17 protein-coding genes are annotated in these 17,565 nt (G+C 73.2%); 4 read left to right on the top strand and 13 right to left on the bottom strand.

The window, feature by feature from the left end:
- Nucleotides 1–117: 117 nt before the first annotated feature.
- From ACFV0O_RS35305 to infC, 12 genes are all read right to left on the bottom strand, one after another.
- Nucleotides 118–1,209: a sugar ABC transporter substrate-binding protein gene (locus ACFV0O_RS35305; RefSeq protein ID WP_380348020.1), complete on the bottom strand. Its 1,092-nt coding sequence runs from the start codon at nt 1,207–1,209 to the stop codon at nt 118–120.
- A 263-nt stretch (nt 1,210–1,472) separates the two neighbouring features.
- Nucleotides 1,473–2,315, bottom strand: a complete 843-nt coding sequence (locus tag ACFV0O_RS35300) for a chitosanase (RefSeq protein ID WP_380348019.1) — start codon at nt 2,313–2,315, stop codon at nt 1,473–1,475.
- Between the two features lie 121 nt (nt 2,316–2,436).
- The gene (locus tag ACFV0O_RS35295; protein WP_380348017.1) at nt 2,437–3,402 is read right to left on the bottom strand and encodes a hypothetical protein; all 966 of its coding nucleotides are present in this window, start codon (nt 3,400–3,402) and stop codon (nt 2,437–2,439) included.
- Nucleotides 3,399–4,361, bottom strand: coding sequence for an ATP-binding cassette domain-containing protein (locus ACFV0O_RS35290; RefSeq protein ID WP_380348015.1), 963 nt, complete (start codon nt 4,359–4,361; stop codon nt 3,399–3,401). The genes ACFV0O_RS35295 and ACFV0O_RS35290 overlap by 4 nt, the downstream gene beginning before the upstream one ends.
- Complete coding sequence (locus ACFV0O_RS35285; protein WP_380348013.1) at nt 4,361–4,798, bottom strand: GntR family transcriptional regulator; 438 nt, start codon at nt 4,796–4,798, stop codon at nt 4,361–4,363. Before ACFV0O_RS35285 ends, ACFV0O_RS35290 begins: the two co-directional genes overlap by 1 nt.
- Nucleotides 4,799–4,909: 111 nt before the next feature.
- Nucleotides 4,910–7,411: a phenylalanine--tRNA ligase subunit beta gene (gene pheT / locus ACFV0O_RS35280; protein WP_380348011.1), complete on the bottom strand. Its 2,502-nt coding sequence runs from the start codon at nt 7,409–7,411 to the stop codon at nt 4,910–4,912.
- Nucleotides 7,411–8,532, bottom strand: a complete 1,122-nt coding sequence (pheS, locus tag ACFV0O_RS35275; protein WP_360264577.1) for a phenylalanine--tRNA ligase subunit alpha — start codon at nt 8,530–8,532, stop codon at nt 7,411–7,413. Before pheS ends, pheT begins: the two co-directional genes overlap by 1 nt.
- Nucleotides 8,533–8,786: 254 nt before the next feature.
- On the bottom strand, nt 8,787–9,890 hold the full coding sequence (locus ACFV0O_RS35270) for an ATP-binding protein (RefSeq protein WP_360264574.1): 1,104 nt from the start codon (nt 9,888–9,890) through the stop codon (nt 8,787–8,789).
- Between the two features lie 117 nt (nt 9,891–10,007).
- Nucleotides 10,008–10,874, bottom strand: a complete 867-nt coding sequence (locus ACFV0O_RS35265) for an RNA methyltransferase (RefSeq protein WP_360264571.1) — start codon at nt 10,872–10,874, stop codon at nt 10,008–10,010.
- Between the two features lie 181 nt (nt 10,875–11,055).
- Nucleotides 11,056–11,451, bottom strand: coding sequence for a 50S ribosomal protein L20 (rplT, locus tag ACFV0O_RS35260; RefSeq protein ID WP_355669891.1), 396 nt, complete (start codon nt 11,449–11,451; stop codon nt 11,056–11,058).
- A gap of 109 nt (nt 11,452–11,560) precedes the next feature.
- Nucleotides 11,561–11,755: a 50S ribosomal protein L35 gene (gene rpmI, locus ACFV0O_RS35255; RefSeq protein ID WP_360264568.1), complete on the bottom strand. Its 195-nt coding sequence runs from the start codon at nt 11,753–11,755 to the stop codon at nt 11,561–11,563.
- A 143-nt stretch (nt 11,756–11,898) separates the two neighbouring features.
- Nucleotides 11,899–12,651, bottom strand: coding sequence for a translation initiation factor IF-3 (gene infC / locus ACFV0O_RS35250; protein WP_380348059.1), 753 nt, complete (start codon nt 12,649–12,651; stop codon nt 11,899–11,901).
- Nucleotides 12,652–13,126: 475 nt separating this feature from the next.
- On the opposite strand from infC, the gene ACFV0O_RS35245 reads away from it, so the two are divergent.
- Entirely contained in the window at nt 13,127–13,504 is a 378-nt protein-coding gene (locus ACFV0O_RS35245; RefSeq protein WP_360264565.1) for a DUF1844 domain-containing protein, read from the top strand.
- Between the two features lie 212 nt (nt 13,505–13,716).
- On the opposite strand, the gene ACFV0O_RS35240 is transcribed toward ACFV0O_RS35245, so the two are convergent.
- Nucleotides 13,717–14,490 carry an SseB family protein gene (locus tag ACFV0O_RS35240; RefSeq protein ID WP_380348009.1) on the bottom strand — a complete coding sequence of 258 codons (774 nt, stop codon included), beginning with the start codon at nt 14,488–14,490 and terminating at the stop codon, nt 13,717–13,719.
- A 91-nt stretch (nt 14,491–14,581) separates the two neighbouring features.
- Here ACFV0O_RS35240 and ACFV0O_RS35235 point away from each other — a divergent pair, with 91 nt between their 5' ends.
- The 3 genes from ACFV0O_RS35235 (at nt 14,582) to ACFV0O_RS35225 (ending at nt 17,431) form a co-directional block, all read left to right on the top strand.
- Nucleotides 14,582–15,793: an alanine racemase gene (locus tag ACFV0O_RS35235; protein WP_380348008.1), complete on the top strand. Its 1,212-nt coding sequence runs from the start codon at nt 14,582–14,584 to the stop codon at nt 15,791–15,793.
- A 58-nt stretch (nt 15,794–15,851) separates the two neighbouring features.
- A complete protein-coding gene (locus ACFV0O_RS35230; RefSeq protein ID WP_380348006.1) occupies nt 15,852–16,274 on the top strand; it encodes a hypothetical protein in 423 nt (140 codons plus the stop codon).
- 242 nt (nt 16,275–16,516) lie between these two features.
- Complete coding sequence (locus ACFV0O_RS35225) at nt 16,517–17,431, top strand: lytic polysaccharide monooxygenase (protein ID WP_380348004.1); 915 nt, start codon at nt 16,517–16,519, stop codon at nt 17,429–17,431.
- The last annotated feature ends 134 nt before the right edge of the window (nt 17,432–17,565 follow it).

The raw sequence follows: 17,565 nt of genomic DNA, 5'->3' as shown, positions 1-17,565 counted from the left end.
GGGGGGGCGGGGCGGGGGGGGTCCCCCCCCGCCCCCCCCTCGCGCGGGCGCGGGGGGGGGGGCCGGGGGCCCCCCCCCCCCCCCCCCCCCCGGGGGGGGGGGCCCCCGGGCCTCGCGCTACTTGACGCCGGCCGCCGCGCAGGCGTCCGCGTACTGCGGCGTGCAGATGTCGGCGGCCTTGTAGAGGCCGCCGCCGACCACCGTGGTCTGCACCTTCGCCTTGGTCACCACGATCGGGGTGAGCAGCAGGGACGGGATGTGCAGCCCGCCGCTGTCGGTGACCGAGGTCGCCGTCGAGCTGATGTCCAGGCCCTCGACCAGCTGGACGGCGATGCTGCCGGCCGCGTCCGTCTCGGGCTTGTACGGCTTGTAGATCGTGTAGGTCTGCTCGCCGGTGAGCACCCGGCGCACCGCGTCCATGGACGCGTCCTGACCGCCCACGGGCACGTTCTTGATGCCCGCCGCCTTCAGGGAGTCGATGACGGCCGCGGCCATGCCGTCGTTGGCCGCGTAGACGGCCTGGATGCCGTCCTTGCCCAGGCTCTGGATGGCCTCGTTCATCTTCGCCGTGGCCACCTCCGGCTTCCACTCGCCGGACTGCTCGTAGGCGATCTTCTTGACCTTGCCGTCCAGCGCGCGGTGCGCGCCCGCCTTGAACTGCGCCGCGTTGGGGTCGGACTCGGCGCCGTTGATCATCACGACGTTGGCCGAGGCGGCCTTCGGGCCCAGCGCGTCCAACAGGGTCTGGCCCTGGAGTTCACCGGTGCGCGCGTTGTCGAAGGACACGTAGGCGGCGACCTTGCCGGCGGCCAGCCGGTCGTAGGCGACGACCTTCACGCCCTTGGCAGTGGCGGCCTCGACCCACGGGGCGGTGCTCTTCGCGTTGACCGGGTCGAGCAGGATGACCTTGACGCCCTTGGCTAGCATGTCGTCGAACTGGCGCTTCTGGGTGCTCTCGTTCCCGTCCGCGTTGGCGTAGCTGATCGTGCACCTCGGGCAGAGGCTGGTGACCGTCTGCTGGATCAGCGGCCTGTCGAAGGCCTCGTAGCGGGTGGAGGAGGTGTTCTCCGGCAGAAGCAGACCGATGCTCCGTTCGCTCCCGCCGGCCGCCGGCTGCTGCGACACGACGGTCTGGCCGCAGGCCGCGAGGGTGAGCGCGAGGGACACGGCGGCCGTGCCCGCGGCCGCGAGACGCATGGGTCTGTTCATGATCGGTGGTGCCTCCTGTACTGCGCCGCAGCGTCGCGGCAGGGAAGGGAGTCAAGCGCCACCGGGCCGATGCGTCAATAAGTGAAGGAGTCTTCGTTATTCTCCTGTCCGATTCGTTATGGAGCGAATGGCCCGTGCGCATCGCCGCAGGAAGGCCGCCGGACGGCTCAGCAGCGGCGTCGACTCCCGAAGGAATCGCGGAGACGAAAGCCGACGGCGGGCGGCCCCGGGGAGGGGGCGCCCACCGTCGGGACGGTGACGGCTCAGCTGTTGATGGCGTAGCTGTCGCCGTAGACCTTCCACTTCAGCGGCGGGTTGAGGTCGAAGTTCTTGGCGTTGAGGAAGACCAGCTGCTCGGTGTCCACCCGGCTGGTGTCGGAGTGGGCCTCCTCCTTCTTCATGACCACCTTGCGGGCGTCGAGGAAGGCCTTGAGGTAGGTGGCCTCGTCGCCGCCCTGGGCGGGGGTCTTCGCCTTCTTCATCGCGGCGGCGCGGATGCCGCCGAAGCTGTCCGAGCTGTTGCCCGGGCCGTGCATGACGATGGCGTCGTAGTAGGCGAACTGGCCGAGCGCGCGCAGGCCGTCGGCCTTGGCCTGGCTGACGGCGGGGTTGAAGTAGACCCGGTCGCGCTCGTCGTTCTGGGCCTGCTGGAAGACGGAGTCCTTGGCGGCGGTGGCCCAGTCCCGCTCGAACGCGGAGCCGAGGCCGGCGTGCGATTCGGTGCCGTTGACCTTCTTCAGCGCGGGAAGGTACTTGGCCAGGACGTTGCCGGGCTTGAGGTCGGCGTAGTGCTGGACCAGCTCCAGCATGTCGCCGGTGCCGGAGCAGAAGCCGATGATGCCGGCGGTGTAGCCCCGCCCGTCCTTGATGTCCTCGATGTACTTGTACTGGGCCTTCCAGTCCAGCGACGAGTTCTCCGCGCTGGACACCAGCTGCATCGCGATGTCCTTCTTGTGCGGGTCGTCCAGTCCGGTCGCCTTGAGCTGGACGGCGGTGGTCGGGGCCGGGGCGGCCTGGGCCGCCGTGGTGGCCGCGACGGTGAGGGGCGCGGCCACCAGGGCGGCGGCGAGGGCGATGCGGAGGGCTCGACGGGGCTGAGGGCGCATGGGACGCTCCGATTCCTCGTAGGGTTAGGAAACTTTCCTAACGAGAAGAAGGAAAGCGGTCCGGCCGCACTCCCGCAAGGGTTTTGACGGAACCTCTTCAAACGATCTCCGGGCCCGCAGGTCAGACCGCCCGCCGCCGCACCCACCAGACCGCGGCCGCGCAGGCGGCGAGGCCCAGCACCGTCATCCAGCCGGCCTCGATGAACTGGAACGGCCAGAACCGGTCCGCCGGCTGGTACACCTGGTGCACCGTGTAGCCGCCGTCGCGCAGCAGCGACTGCCACGCGCCGCCCGAGTCGCCGAGGCGGTAGAAGTCGTCCGTGGGGATCCGGTTCCCGGCCGGGTCGGAGAACCACACGTCCAGCACCCACCGGTCGTCCACCGCCATGGCGTTCAGCGTGTGCATCGGCTCCTCCAGGGGGGCCATGTAGTGCGAGCGCACGGCCACGGCGAGGAACGGCAGCGCGACCGAGGCCGCCATCCCGACACCGACCGCGACCACGGTGCGGCGCAGCACCGCACCGGCCAGCGCCGCGACCCCGAAGGCCACCAGCACCCGACCCACCAGTACCGGTGGCGCCAGTGCGAAGAGGTCCGGGTTGAACACGCCGGCCCTGATCGCCAGCGGCTCGCTCCACCAGCGCAGCAGCAGCCCGAACAGCGCCGCCACGACGGCCAGAACCGCGCCGCCCACGGCCAGGCCGCCCGCCGTCCACCGGGTCCGCCCGGCGCCCTGGGTCCAGGCGAAGCGCACCGTGCCGTGCTCGAACTCCCGTGCCAGCAACGGGCCGCCGAGGAACGCGCCGAACACGCCGCCGAGGACGTAGACCACGCTGTCGAGCTCCAGCAGGCCGCCTCCGTACGTGCGCGTGAACCGCTTGTACGCGGCCAGGCAGGAATCCGTGGACGGATCGCAGGCGGCGGCGCCCGTGCGGTCCAGGCCGGTGTGCAGGTACCAGCCGTGCAGCAGCAGGGCGAGGGAGACCGCGGCCATCACCGTGAGCAGGGTCAGCAGGGCGGGCCGGTGGCGCAGCCCGGCGGCCCGCAGGACGGCGGAGCGGGGCGGGGCCAGGGTGGTCGAGCTCACGGCAGCATCGCCTTCTCGGTCGTCGCAGTCATCCCGGTCGTCGCGGTCGTCCCGGTCGGGCGGACGGCCCCGCGCGGGCCTGGCAGGGCGGAGGCGGTCGGCTCCCGCAGGTAGGCGAGCACCAGCTCCTCCAGGCCGACGCGCTGCTGGCGCCAGCCGCCGGAGACCGGGGCGTCCACGCCGCCGGTGCGGACCAGCAGGTGCGACTGGGTGCCGGCCCGGCGGTCACGGACCACCGGCAGGCGTTCGGCGACCGCGTCCGCCTCGGCGGTCGGACCGGTGAGCATCCGGTGGCCGCCCAGCAGGTCGTCGACCTCCCCCGACACCTGGACCCGGCCGCCGGCCAGCACCACCAGGTAGTCGCAGCTCTGCTCCAGCTCGTTGACGGCGTGCGAGGAGAACACCACCGAGAGCCCGTCCTCGGCCACCGCGGTCAGCAGCACGGCCATGAAGTCATGCCGGGCAAGCGGGTCGAGCGCGGCCAGGGGCTCGTCCAGGAGCAGGAGTTCGGGCCGCTTGGCGAGGGCCAGGGCGAGCGAGACCTGGGCCTGCTGGCCGCCGGAGAGGCGCCCGTACTTGCGGTCCAGCGGGATGCCGAGGCCGTCCAGGTGGGTGCGCGCCCGGGCGGCGTCCCAGCGCCGGTTGAGGTGGCCGCCGATCGCGAGCAGGTCCCGCACGGGCAGGCCCGGGTAGAGCGCGGCGTTCTGGGCGACGAACCCGATCCGGTCCAGGGCCTCCGGGGAGCCCGGGAGTTGGTCGCCGAGGACGGTCATCACCCCCTCGCTGGGCAGGGTCAGGCCGGCGGCCAGGCTCAGCAGTGTGGTCTTGCCCGCGCCGTTCGGACCGACCAGCGCCACCACGTGTCCGGCCGGGACGGCGAGGTGGCAGTCCCGCAGCGCCCAGGAGCGGCGGTAGCGCTTTCCGATCCCGCCGCAGTCGATCACCGTGTCCGTCACCATCAGGCCACCACCCCGTCGCGCCCCTCACGCAGGTCGCGCAGCGCGTCCTCGAACACCGCGACCATCCCCCCTTCGTCCAGCCCGGCGGCCCGCGCCGTGCGCATCCAGTCCATCAACCCCCGCCGCAGCGCGGCCCGTTCGCGCAGCGGCACGACCCCGGCGGGCAGCCCGCGCACGAAGGTGCCCTGGCCGCGGCGGCCGGCCGCGAGGCCTCGGTGCTCCAGTTCGCGGTAGGCCTTGAGCACGGTGTTCGGGTTGATCGCCAGTCCGGCGACCACCTCGCGCACCCGGGGCAGTCGGTCCCCCTCGGTCAACCAGCCCATCCGCAGCGCCTGTTCGACCTGCTGCACGAGCTGCAGGTAGGTCGGGACGCCGGAGGCCGGGTCCAGGCGGAACTCGATGGGAGAGGGTCCGTCGTCGGCTTTATCTACTTCCATAGGTAAAGAGATATTCGACGGACTGAGGCGCCGTCAACCAAGGACGTGCAAAAAGGGCCCCGCCCCGGACCTGGTGGTCCGGGGCGGGGCCCCTGTGCGGGCGTCACGGCATCAGGCGCCGCGCAGCACCGCTCCCGTACGGGCGACGGCCTCGGCCACGGCCGCCTCGCGGGCGGCGGTGGCCTCGTCGGCGGTCAGGGTGCGGTCGACGGCACGGAAGCGCAGCGCGTACGCCAGCGACTTCTTGCCCTCACCGACCTGCTCGCCGGTGAACACGTCGAACAGCCGGATGGCCTCCAGCAGTTCGCCGGCACCGGCGCGCAGCGCGGCCTCGACGTCGGCGGCCGGAACCGCCGTGTCGACGATCAGCGCGACGTCCTGGGTCGCCACCGGGAAGCCGGAGACGGTCGGGCCGCCGACCCGCTCGGCACCGTCGGCGGTGAGCAGGTCGACGTCGATCTCCATCGCGGCGGAGCGGGCCGGCAGCCCGAGCGCCTTGACCACCCGCGGGTGCAGCTCACCGGCGTGGCCGACCACCCGGTCGGTGCCGGTGACGACCAGCTCGGCGCAGCGGCCCGGGTGCCAGGGCGCCAGCTGGCCCTGGCGGACGGTCAGCTCGACGCCGGCCGCGCGGGCCACCGTGCGGGCCGCCTCGACGGCGTCCGCCCAGGAGGCCTGGGCACCCTTGCCCCACCAGCCCGACGGCAGCCGCTCGCCCGCGAGGGCGACGGCGATCCGGCGCGGCTGGTCCGGCAGCGCGGCGTCCAGCTCGGCCAGCTCCTCGTTGCTGGGCCGGTGGTCGACGGCCGGGCGCGGGGCCACGGACAGCTCGTCCTTGGGCAGGAACACCGTGCCGGTCTCGTAGACCGCCAGGTCGGTGTTGCCCCGGCCGATGTTGCGGCGCAGCGCACCGAGCAGGCCCGGCAGCAGCGTGGTCCGCAGCGCCGGCTCCTCGTCGTTCAGCGGGTTGACCAGCCTGACCGTCCGGCGGCGGCGGTCGTCCGCCTCCAGGCCGAGCGCGTCCCAGGCGGTCTCGCCGAGGAACGGGTAGTTGTTGACCTCGACGTAGCCGGCCCCGGCCAGCGCGACGCCGATCCGGCGGTTGATCCGCTGGCCCTCGGTCAGGCCCTTGCCCGGCGGCACGTCGGGCATCCGGGCGGGGACGTTGTCGTAGCCCTCCAGCCGGATGACCTCCTCCGCGAGGTCGTACGGGTCCGTGAGGTCGGGCCGCCAGGTCGGCGGGGTGACCTCCAGGACGTCCGCGCCGGAGACCGAGCAGCCGATCTCCTGCAGGCGCCGGGTCACGGTCTCGCGGCCGTACGCCGTGCCGGCCACCCGGTCGGGCAGGTCGGCGGCGATGGTGATGGTACGCACCGGGTGCGGGGCCGCGATGTCGGTGACCCCGGCCTCGGCGGTGCCGCCGGCGATCAGGACCAGCAGGTCGACGGCGCGCTGCGCGGCGGCGCGGGCGGCCTCCGGGTCGACGCCGCGCTCGAAGCGCTTGGACGCCTCGGAGGGCAGCTTGTGCCGCTTGGCGGTGCGGGCGATGGCGACCGGGTCGAAGTGCGCCGCCTCGATGATCACCTCGGTGGTGCCCGGGCCGGCGGCCGGGTCGAGGATCTCGGTGGAGGCGCCGCCCATGACACCGGCCAGGCCGATCGGGCCGCTGTTGTCGCAGATCAGCAGGTCCTCGGCGGCGAGCTTGCGCTCGACGCCGTCGAGGGTGGTGAGGGTCTCGCCCTGCTCCGCCCGGCGGACCGTGATCGGGCCGTCCACGCGCTGCTTGTCGTAGGCGTGCAGCGGCTGGCCGACCTCGAACATCACGTAGTTGGTGATGTCGACGGTCAGCGAGATCGGGCGGATGCCCGACTTCTGCAGGCGGCGCTGCAGCCAGATCGGGGACTTGGCGTTCGGGTCGACGCCGACGACCGTGCGGGCCACGAAGCGGTCGCAGCCGGCCGGGTCGTTGACCTTGACCAGGTAGCCGAAGGAGTTGGCCGGCGGCACGTCGAGCAGCGCCGGGTCGGCCAGCGGCAGCCCGTACGCGGCGGCGGCCTCCCGGGCCACGCCGCGCATGGACAGGCAGTAGCCGCGGTCCGGGGTGACGGCGATGTCGAGCACCTCGTCGACGAGCTGGAGCAGCTCGATGGCGTCGGTGCCGGGCTCGTACTCCGGCGGGAGCACGATGATGCCGTCGTGATCGTCGCCCATGCCCAGCTCGCGGGCCGAGCAGATCATGCCGGCCGAGGTCTGGCCGTAGGTCTTGCGGGCCGCGATCGGGAAGGGGCCGGGCAGCACGGCGCCCGGGAGCACGACCACGACCTTGTCGCCGACGGCGAAGTTGGTCGCACCGCAGACGATCTCCTGCGGCTCACCGGTGCCGTTGGCGTCGCCGACGTTGACGAAGCAGTGCCGGATCGGCTTCTTGAAGCCGGCCAGCTCCTCGATGGAGAGCACCTCGCCGACCACCAGCGGACCCTTGAGGTCGGCGCCGATCTGCTCGACGGTCTCGACCTCCAGGCCGGCCCGGACCAGGCGCTCCGCGACGTCACGGCCGGTCGCGCCGGTCGGCAGGTCGACGTACTCGCGCAGCCAGGAAAGCGGGACGCGCATCAGATCTCCATCCCGAACGGGAGGGTGAAGCGCACGTCACCCTCGACCATGTCGCGCATGTCGGCGACGTTGTGACGATTCATCAGGATCCGCTCCAGGCCGAGGCCGAACGCGAAGCCGCTGTAACGGTCGGGGTCGACACCGCAGGCGACGAGCACCCGCGGGTTGACGACGCCGCATCCGCCGAGTTCGATCCAGCCCTCCGAGGAGCAGGTGCGGCACGGGCGGTCCGGGTTGCCGACGCTCGCCCCGAGGCACACGAAGCACTGCAGGTCGACCTCGGCCGACGGCTCGGTGAACGGGAAGTACGAGGGCCGCCAGCGCAGCTCCAGGTGGTCGCCGATCAGCTTCTCGACCATGACCTCGATGGTGCCCTTGAGGTCGGCGAAGGTGATGCCCTCGTCCACCGCGAGGCCCTCGACCTGGCGGAAGACCGGGGTGTGGGTGGCGTCCAGCTCGTCGGTCCGGTAGACCCGACCGGGGCACACCACGTAGATCGGGGGCTCGCGGTCGAGCATGGTGCGGGCCTGGACCGGGGAGGTCTGGGTGCGCAGCACCACGCCGGAGTCGGCGGAGCCGTCCGGGGCCTGGACGAAGAAGGTGTCCTGCATCGATCGGGCCGGGTGGTCCGGGCCCAGGTTGAGGGCGTCGAAGTTGAGCCACTCGGCCTCGACCTCGGGGCCCTCGGCGACCTGGTAGCCCATCGCGACGAAGGTGTCCTCGATGCGCTCGGCCATGGTGGTCAGCGGGTGCCGGGCGCCGCGCGGGGCGCGGTCGTACGGCAGCGTGACGTCCACCGCCTCCTCGACCAGCACGCGGGCGTCGCGCTCCGCCTCCAGCTCGGCCTGCCGCGCGGCGAGGGCCTTGTTGACGGCCCCGCGGGCCTGGCCGATCAGCTTGCCCGCGGCGGCCTTGGCGTGCGGGGGCAGGGCGCCGATCTCGCGGTTGGCGAGGGACAGCGGGGACCGGTCGCCGGTGTGGGCGACCTTGGCCTGCTTCAGCTCGTCCAGGGTGCTGGCGGTGGCGAAGGCGGCGACGGCCTCGTCCCGCGCCTGCTCCACCACCTCGGGCTTGAGGGCCTCGACCTCGACCGGGTCGTACGACTTGTTGGGTGCCGACATCTCTATCTTTCCCGTGCTCCTGCTCGTCCGTGCTCAGGTGTGTGGGCTCGCCTTCGCGTCACGCCCGGCGGGGCCGGGGCACGGGCAGCCGGTCTCCGTTCACCGGAGGCTCACGGGAGTGGGTGTCCGCGGCTCAGCCGCACAGGGCGTTGCGCGACGCCAAAGGTCGAGTGTAGTCGCAGCGCGTAGCGCCGCTGCCGCGAAGCCCGTCCGGCCCCGACGCGGAGCACGCTCCGCTCGTCGTTCCTGCTCGGTCAGAGCATGAAGTCGGGCACGCCGGCGGGCAGGATAAATCGGAACCGGGCGCCGCCGCCGGGGGCGCGGTCGACCCGGATCGAGCCGCCGTGGGCCTCCACGATGCCCTTGACGATGTAGAGGCCCAGGCCGGTGCCGCCGCGCTTGGAGCCGCGCCAGAAGCGGGTGAAGACGCGTGGCATCGACTCCTCGGGAATGCCGCTGCCTTCGTCGCTCACGGTGACCGCTGTGCCTTCCACGATGCGGGGCGGGGTGCCGGAGCGCTCCCAGACGGGCGCCTCGACGACTTCCTTGGCCGGTGCCACCTCGATCGTGACAGTTCCCTCGCCGTGCCGCACCGCATTTTCCAGCAGGTTGGCGAGCACCTGGTCGACCTTGTCCGGGTCCGCCCACAGGACGGTCAGTGGCTCGCTGACCCGGATGTCGAAGCGCTCCTCGGGGATGCCGGTGGCGACCTTGCGCTCGACGTGGCGGCGCACCGCCGCGGCCAGGTCGACCACCTGCTTGCGCAGCTCCAGCCGCCCGGCGTCGATCCGGGAGATGTCCAGCAGCTCGGCGATCAGCCGGGTGACCCGGTCGGCGTCGGCGTCCACGGTTTCCAGCATCAGCCGCTTCTGCCCGTCGGTGAACCGCTCCCACTTGGCCAGCAGCGTCGCCGTGAAGCCCTTGACGCTGGTCAGCGGGGAGCGCAGCTCGTGCGCGACGGTGGCGATCAGCTCGGCGTGGCTGCGCTCGGTGCGTCGCCGGGCCTCGGTGCCGCGCAGGGCGACCACCAGGCGCTCCAGCGGCCCGCACGGCACCGCGCGGACGTACCGGGCGGAGACCAGCACTTCGAGGCCGCCGGGCAGCAGCAGGTTGCGCTCCGGCTGGCGGGTGCGGGTGGTCAGGCCGCCGTACGGGTCGGTCAGCTGCCACCAGCGCCGGCCGTCGAGGTCCTCCAGCGGGAGGACGTCCTCCAGCGCGCTGCCGAGGGCGGCCTGCGGGAGCACGCCGGTGAGCCGGGCCGCGGCCCGGTTGAAGCAGACCACCCGGCCCAGCGCGTCGGCGACCACCAGGCCGTCCGGCAGGTCGTCCGGGTCGAGCTCGGGCCCGCTGCCGACCATGGGTTGCCTCCCCGATTACCCACCGTGCCGTTCCCCCCACCGAGGCAGACCCTAGCGCCTCGCAGGCCCCCGCAGTAGGGCTTGCAACGGGGTGATCCCGGTGCGCCCCCGGGTGCGTCAGACGTTCGAGCGGCAGCCGCCGGGCGAACGCTGCGCCCGGGCCGAGGCGTACAGGCAGACGGCCGCGGCGGTGGCCAGGTTGAGGCTCTCGGCGTGGCCGTGGATCGGGACGCGCACGACCTCGTCGGTGAGCGCGCGGGTCTCCTCCGGGAGCCCCCACGCCTCGTTGCCGAACACCCACGCGCCGGGCGCGCCCAGGGTGCCCTCGTCCAGCTCCCGGTCCAGGTCGCGCTCCCCCGCGCCGTCCGCGGCGAGCACCCGGACACCGGCCTCGCGCAGCTTCCCGACGGCTTCCTCGACCGGCACGCCGACCGCCACCGGCAGGTGGAAGAGGCTGCCCACGGAGGCCCGGACGGCCTTCGGGTTGTAGAGGTCCACCGAGGCGTCGGTGAGCACCACGGCGTCCGCGCCGGCCGCGTCGGCGGTGCGCAGCACCGTCCCGGCGTTCCCGGGGTCGCGCACGTGGGCGAGGATCGCGACCAGCTTCGGGCGGGCCCTGAGCACCTCGTCGAACGGGGTGTCGATGAAGCGGCAGAGCGCCACGATGCCCTGCGGGGTCACGGTGTCGCAGATCCCGGCGATCACCTCGTCGGTGGCGGTCAGCACGGGCAGCCCCTCCGCCAGACCGGCCTCGACGATGCCGGCGTGCCGCTCGGCGGCCTCCTGGGTCACGTAGACCTCGACCACGGCGTGCTCGTCCGTGCCGGGCAGCCTGCCGAAGGCGATGGCCTCCCGGACGGCCTGCGGGCCCTCGGCCAGGAAGCGGCGCTCCTTGGTGCGCTGGTTGCGCTTGGCCAGCCGCCGGGCCGCGACGACGCGCGGCGAGCGCAGGGAGGTCAGCAGGGGGGTGTCGGTGCTCGGCATGGCCTCGTTCTCTGGGGCGCTGAGGGGTCGGGGGCACCGGCCTACGGACGGGAGCCGCGGAGGCGGACGGGAGCCGCGGGGCGGACGTCGCGTGGGGCCGGCGTCGCGGAGTGGGCGGAAACCAGAACCGGACCCGCAGGAGGCCTGCGGGTCCGGTCAGAGCTCAACCGATCTCGGAAGATCAGGCGGCGTCCGCGGCGGCCTTCGGGGCGTTCACGTCGGCCGGCAGCGCCTTCCGGGCGACCTCGACCAGGGAGGCGAAGGCACCCGGGTCGTTGACGGCCAGGTCGGCCAGCATCTTGCGGTCGATCTCGACGCTGGCGGCCTTCAGGCCCTGCACGAAGCGGTTGTAGGTGATGCCGTTGGCACGGGCCGCAGCGTTGATGCGCTGGATCCACAGCTGACGGAAGTCGCCCTTGCGCTTCTTGCGGTCGTTGAAGTTGTAGACCAGCGAGTGGGTGACCTGCTCCTTGGCCTTGCGGTACAGCCGCGAACGCTGGCCACGGTAGCCGCTGGCGCGCTCCAGGATGACCCGGCGCTTCTTGTGGGCGTTGACTGCCCGCTTGACGCGTGCCACTTGATTACTCCTTGGGTTGGACCACGGACTACTTCACGTGGTCCGTCATTCGAATGGGTCGGGAAGGATCAGCTGCCCCGCGCACGGCTCTCGCCGGGCGGGAAGGCGATCACTTGCCGAGAAGCTTCTTGATCTTCTTGGCGTCAGCGGGGGCGACCTCGACGGTCCCGGCCAGCTTGCGGGTCAGCGTCGAGGGCTTGTGCTCCAGGAGGTGGCGGCGGCCGGCGCGCTCGCGCAGCACCTTGCCAGAGCCACTGATCTTGAAGCGCTTGCTGGCGCCACTGTGCGTCTTCTGCTTCGGCATTTCGCCGTATCTCCTCGTCGGTCCCGTCCACGCCCGCGCGGCTCGTACCACGCGGGCGTGAACTGGATGGATCTGCGGTGACCGGGCGGGACGCCCGCCACCGTGGGGGGCCGGTCTCCCGGGCCGCCCTGGCCGGTGAAGGCTCAGGCGCCCTGGGAGGCGGCCGGCTGCTCGACCGGAGCGTCGGCCTCGGCGACCGGCGCCTCGACCGGGGCGTCGTCCTGCGCCTCGGTCGCCGCGTCGTCGGTCTCCAGGTCCTCGGTCACGAGGTCCTCGGCCAGCGCGTCGTCGTCCTCCGGGCCGGCGTCGGAACCCGGGGTCCGGCCCTGACGCTCCGCCTTGCGGGCGTCCGCGAGGGCGCGGGCCTCGGCCATCGCCTCGGTCTTCTTCTTGTGCGGGCCCAGGACCATGATCATGTTACGGCCGTCCTGCTTGGGCGAGGACTCCACGAAGCCCAGGTCCTGGACGTCGTCGGCGAGCCGCTGCAGCAGGCGGAAGCCCAGCTCGGGGCGGGACTGCTCACGACCGCGGAACATGATCGTGATCTTGACCTTGTCGCCCTGCTTGAGGAACCGGACGACGTGACCCTTCTTGGTGTCATAGTCGTGCGGGTCGATCTTCGGCCGGAGCTTCATCTCCTTGATGACCGTGTGCGCCTGGTTCTTGCGCGCCTCACGGGCCTTCATGGCCGACTCGTACTTGAACTTGCCGTAGTCCATGAGCTTGCACACCGGCGGCCGGGCGGTCGCCGCGACCTCGACCAGGTCGAGGTCGTACTCCTGTGCGAGCTCCAGCGCCTTGGCAAGCGGCACGATGCCGACCTGCTCGCCGCTGGGACCGACAAGTCGCACCTCCGGGACGCGAATCCGGTCGTTGATGCGGGGCTCGGTGCTGATGGGGCCTCCTCGGTTGCACCTTCTGCGATGCGGCCGTCGGACGGCGGTCGCACGTAGTGGACTCGACCACTGGGCGGGGCTTCATTCGTGCTGCGCTGCCCGGCGCCTTCCGGCACCTGCACCCGCGACACGAAAAAAGCCCCGCTCGGTACAAGCGGGGCTCCACACAACCGGGGGCTGCGCCCGGTGAGGGGCGCTGCGGCGACTCGGCGCCAGGCGCCCGTCGCGGACCGGGACCCGTCGACCGTGAGGCCGATCGGGTGGGAGACTTTCGCGGTTGCCCTCTCGGGCCTCCTCGGTGGAGCCTCCACTTGCTGGCCGGGGGCCCGTACAGGATCCCGGCCGGTCAGTCTCGAAGCATACAGCGCCGGGAGGTCGAAAGCCATTCCGACCCCGGCGCACTGCCCGGCCGGCCCGCCACGGGGCCCTTGTACGCTCCACCTGTACCCGCACGACACGACGGAACGAGCCCCCCTTGAGCAGCGAGCCCACCCAGACCCCCGGCGCGGACGACGACGCGATCGGCTTCGACGACCTCACCCGCGACATCGCCGAGGTCCCGGCCGTCGAGGTGATCACCACCGTCGCCGTGCACCTGATGAGCGCGGCCGCCGTCAAGTGCGGTCTCGCCGAGGGCGGCGAGAAGGACAAGGACCTGGACGAGGCCCGCAAGCTGATCACCGCGCTGGCCGGGCTGGTCACCGCCGGCGCCCCGGAGATCAGCAACTTCCACGCCGCCCCGCTGCGCGACGGCCTGCGCTCGTTGCAGCTCGCCTTCCGCGAGGCCTCCGTCGTCCCGGACGCCCCGGGCGCGGGCCCGGGCGAGAAGTTCACCGGGCCGGTCTACTCCTGATCACCACCCGTACGACAGGGGGGGGGGCGCGCGGCGCGGGGGGACCCCCGACGGGAGAGGGCGAGCGCGGCGCCCCCCCCCCCCCGGGGCGGCCCCCGGCGTGAGACCTACCCGGCGCGGCCCAACACCAACCCCCCCCCGTCACCCCGGGGGGGGCCCCCCCCCCCCCCCCCCCCCCCTGATCGTTCGCGGCCGGGACGCCCGGCCCACCGCTACCGCCGGTACAGCGGCTCCCCCGGCAGCTCCGCGCCCGCCGGCAGCACCGCGAGGTCCAGCCCCCGGTCCAGCCGCACCCGCAGCACCGGATCGGCGGCCACCGCCCGCCCGACCCGCTGCGCAGCGGCCTGCAGCCCTGGCTGGTCCAGCGCCGGGTCGAACACCACCGCGAGCACCCCGTCCGAGTCCCCGGAAGCCGCCAGCAGACCGGTGACCACCTGCGGCTCGGCCGCCAGCAGCGCCCGGACCGCCTCACGCACCTCCGGGTCCCGCGCCGGCGGCAGGAACGGCCGGTTCTCCGCGAGCGCCCGCAGCCGGGCGCCGGACAACGTGAAGGCCACCGGACCGGCCGGGTCGATCAGCAAGGTGTCGGCGCGCTCCGAGAAGGCCACCATCGCGGCCTGCGGCGCGGCCGTCGGCGCCGGGCGGGCGTCCGCGCGCCAGCGGGCGAGCGACTCCAGCGATGTGAAGGCGGGCAGCGCGCGGCGCCCGTCCGGGGCCTCCAGCACCGGGACGGCCATGTCGCTGGTCTTCTCGTGCTTGTGCCCGTGCTCGTCCACCTCGACCTCGCCGAGGATCGCGACGATCGGGACCATCAGCCGGGTCGGCGTCAGCGCAGCCAGCACCCCGGGCTCCGCCGCACGGTCCTGCGACCAGCGGGCGAGGGCCTCCACGAGCGCCGGGTCGGCGGTGCCGTCGTCGTCGCCGAAGCCGGGGTTCGGGATGTTCTTCCCGACGAACGCCGGGTTGGAGAAGTCTTTGCGGTCCACCCGCCCGACCCTATGCCACCCCGCCCGACGCGCCCGATTTCCCTGCACGCGCCCCCTACCCACCGGTAGCCCGCTGTGGCACCCTGCGCCCATGGTGATCCTCGACGCGCCCGCCCCGGTCTCCGACCGCCTCCGGTACGACCGCGCCACCGCCCACCTGGACGGGCCGGTGGCCGTCGTCGACCTCGCGGCCTTCGACGCCAACGCCGCCGACCTGGTGCGCCGGGCCGGCGGCAAACCGGTCCGGGTCGCCAGCAAGTCGGTGCGCTGCCGGGCACTGCTGGACCGGGTGCTGGCCGTGGACGGCTTCGCCGGGGTGATGAGCTTCACCCTCGACGAGTCGCTCTGGCTCGCCCGCACCGGCGTCCGCGACGTCCTGCTCGCCTACCCCTCCGCCGACCGGGACGGCTTCGCCGCGCTCACCGCCGACCCGGCCGCCGCCCGCGAGGTCACCGTCGTGCTGGACGACCCGGACCAGCTCGACCTGATCGACAAGGCCCGGGCCGGCGACGCCGAGGTGCGGGTCTGCCTGGAACTGGACACCGCGCTGCACCTGCTGGGCGGCAGGGTCCGGGTCGGTGCCCGCCGCTCACCGCTGCGCACCCCCGAGGACCTCGGCGCCTTCGCCGAACTCGTCCAGCGCCGCCGGGGCTTCCGGGTGGTCGGCCTGATGGCGTACGAGGGGCACGTCGCCGGCGTGGGCGACCGGGTGCCCGGGCGGCCGGTGCGCTCGCGGCTGATCCGGCTGATGCAGGCCGCGGCCCGGACCGAACTGGCCGAGCGGCGCGCCGCGGCGGTCCGGCGGCTGCGGCAGGTGGCGGAGCTGGAGTTCGTCAACGGCGGCGGCACCGGCAGCGTGGAGTCCACCGTGGCCGAACGCGCCGTCACCGAGGTGGCGGCCGGCTCCGGGCTGTACCAGCCGCAGCTGTTCGACAACTACCGCTCGTTCCGGGGCCGGCCGGCCGCCCTGTTCGGCCAGCCGGTGGTGCGCCGCCCCGGCGTCGGCGTGGTGACGGTCCTCGGCGGCGGCTACCCGGCCTCCGGCGCGGCCGGCCCGGACCGCTCGCCGGTGCCGTACCTGCCGCAGGGCCTGCGCTACGACCCGATGGAGGGCGCCGGCGAGGTGCAGACCCCGCTGCTCGGCCCCGCCGCGGACGACCTGCTGATCGGCGACCGGGTGTGGTTCCGGCACGCCAAGGCGGGCGAACTGTGCGAGCGCTTCGCGGAACTGCACCTGATCGAGGGCGACCGCGTCGTCCGCACCGTCCCGACGTACCGGGGTGAAGGGAAGACGTTCCTCTGACGGTTCGTCCGCCGCTGCCCTACCGTGGTGCGGAAAGCACTTACAGCAAGGGGTCAGCATGGAAGCCGAGATCACGGAGCTTGCGACGCGGGGCGCGACCGCGCTGGTCGGGCTGATGGTCAGCGAGGCCTGGACCCGGGCCAGGCCCCGGTTCGCCGCCCTCTTCGGACGGGACCGGGAGGAGGAGGTGTCGCTGGAGCTGGACGAGATCCAGGCCGAGATCGCCGAGGATCCGGGGAGCGGCGAGGACCAGGCGTCCCAGTGGCAGCGCCGGCTGCGCCTGGTGCTGCGGAGCAATCCGGAGGCGGTCGCCGAACTCCGGGCGATCCTGGATGAGTTCGGCGGTCAGCCGTCCGAGCAGGCACCCGTCGTATACCGCAACGAACTCAAGGACATGACCGTCCACGGCAACGTCTTCCAGGTCGGCAACGCGGGCAAGGTCGTCACCGCCGAGACGATCAACGGCGATCTGACCTTCTGACCTTTCCCCAGCCTTAACGGGGCCCGATGGAACGGCTAACGGCAGCCTTCCGTCGGGCCTTTGCGCTGCTCCGGGGCCTACAGTCCGTCAACAAGTGGTCCACGCGCGGCTATTGCCATCTGGTCCAGACCAATCCTACGCTCTGGCCGGGGGTCGCGCGCCGGGCCGGCGACCCCCGAACGGGCAGGCGTGCCCGTTCCCCCCACACTCGCCCGGAACGACGGTCAAGGAGTACCCACCCCATGTCCATCAAGCGAAGTGCCCTGTCCGTCGGCGTGGTCGGCGCCGCGGTCCTCGCGGTGGCCGCGACCACCGCCGGCACCGCGAGCGCCCACGGCACGATGACCAACCCCGTCAGCCGGATCGCCGCGTGCTACGCGGAGGGTCCCGAGCACCCGGTGTCCCAGGTCTGCAAGGACCTCGTCGCCGCGAGCGGCACCCAGCCGCTGTACGACTGGAACGAGGTCAACATCGCCAACGCGGCCGGGAACAGCCAGACGCTGATCCCGGACGGCAAGCTCTGCTCCGCCAACCGCGACAAGTACGCGGCGCTGGACTGGCCGCGCACCGACTGGCCCGCCACCGCGGTCAAGGCCGGCGCGTTCACCTTCCAGTTCCGCACCACCGCGCCGCACATCGGCACCCAGACCGTCTACATCACCAAGCCGGGCTACGACCCCACCAAGCCGCTGAAGTGGTCGGACCTCGACTCGACCCCGGTGGCCAAGGTGCAGGTCGACCGCACCGCCACCAACGGCTACTACACCTACGCCGGCACCCTGCCGCAGCGCACCGGCCGCCAGGTGCTGTACACGGTCTGGCAGCGCAGCGACAGCCCGGAGGCGTTCTACAGCTGCTCCGACGTCGACTTCGGCTCGGCCGCCGCGGCCGCCCCGGTGCTCGCCGCGCAGGCCCCGGCCGCTCCCAGCGACGCCCAGATCGCCGCCGACGCCCCGAAGTCCACGGTCGCCCACCACGGGCACGGCGGGGACCCGAACGCCCCGGCCGGCCAGATCGTCCCGACCACCTCCGCCGCCGTGGCCGGCACCTCGGCCACCGGTCCGCTGCTGCTCGCCGGTGCCGCCGCGATCGGCGTCGGCTGGGCCGGCATGGTGCTCCGGCGCCGTCGCGTCGAGGCTGTTCGACGCGACTCCTGACGCCGGACGCGGGCGCCGGGCCGGTCACACCCCCGTCCGGCCCGGTTCCCGTGGCTCCACGGGGCGTCCCCGTACGGACGTGAACGGCGGGGGGGGGGGCGGGCCCCCGGGGGGCCCCCCGGCGGGGGGGGGCC

It is taken from the genome of Kitasatospora sp. NPDC059577, assembly GCF_042735475.1.
In the GTDB taxonomy this organism is placed as follows: domain Bacteria; phylum Actinomycetota; class Actinomycetes; order Streptomycetales; family Streptomycetaceae; genus Kitasatospora.
Note: the sequence above shows the minus strand (reverse complement) of the source record. Positions and strands in the feature narration are given on the sequence as shown.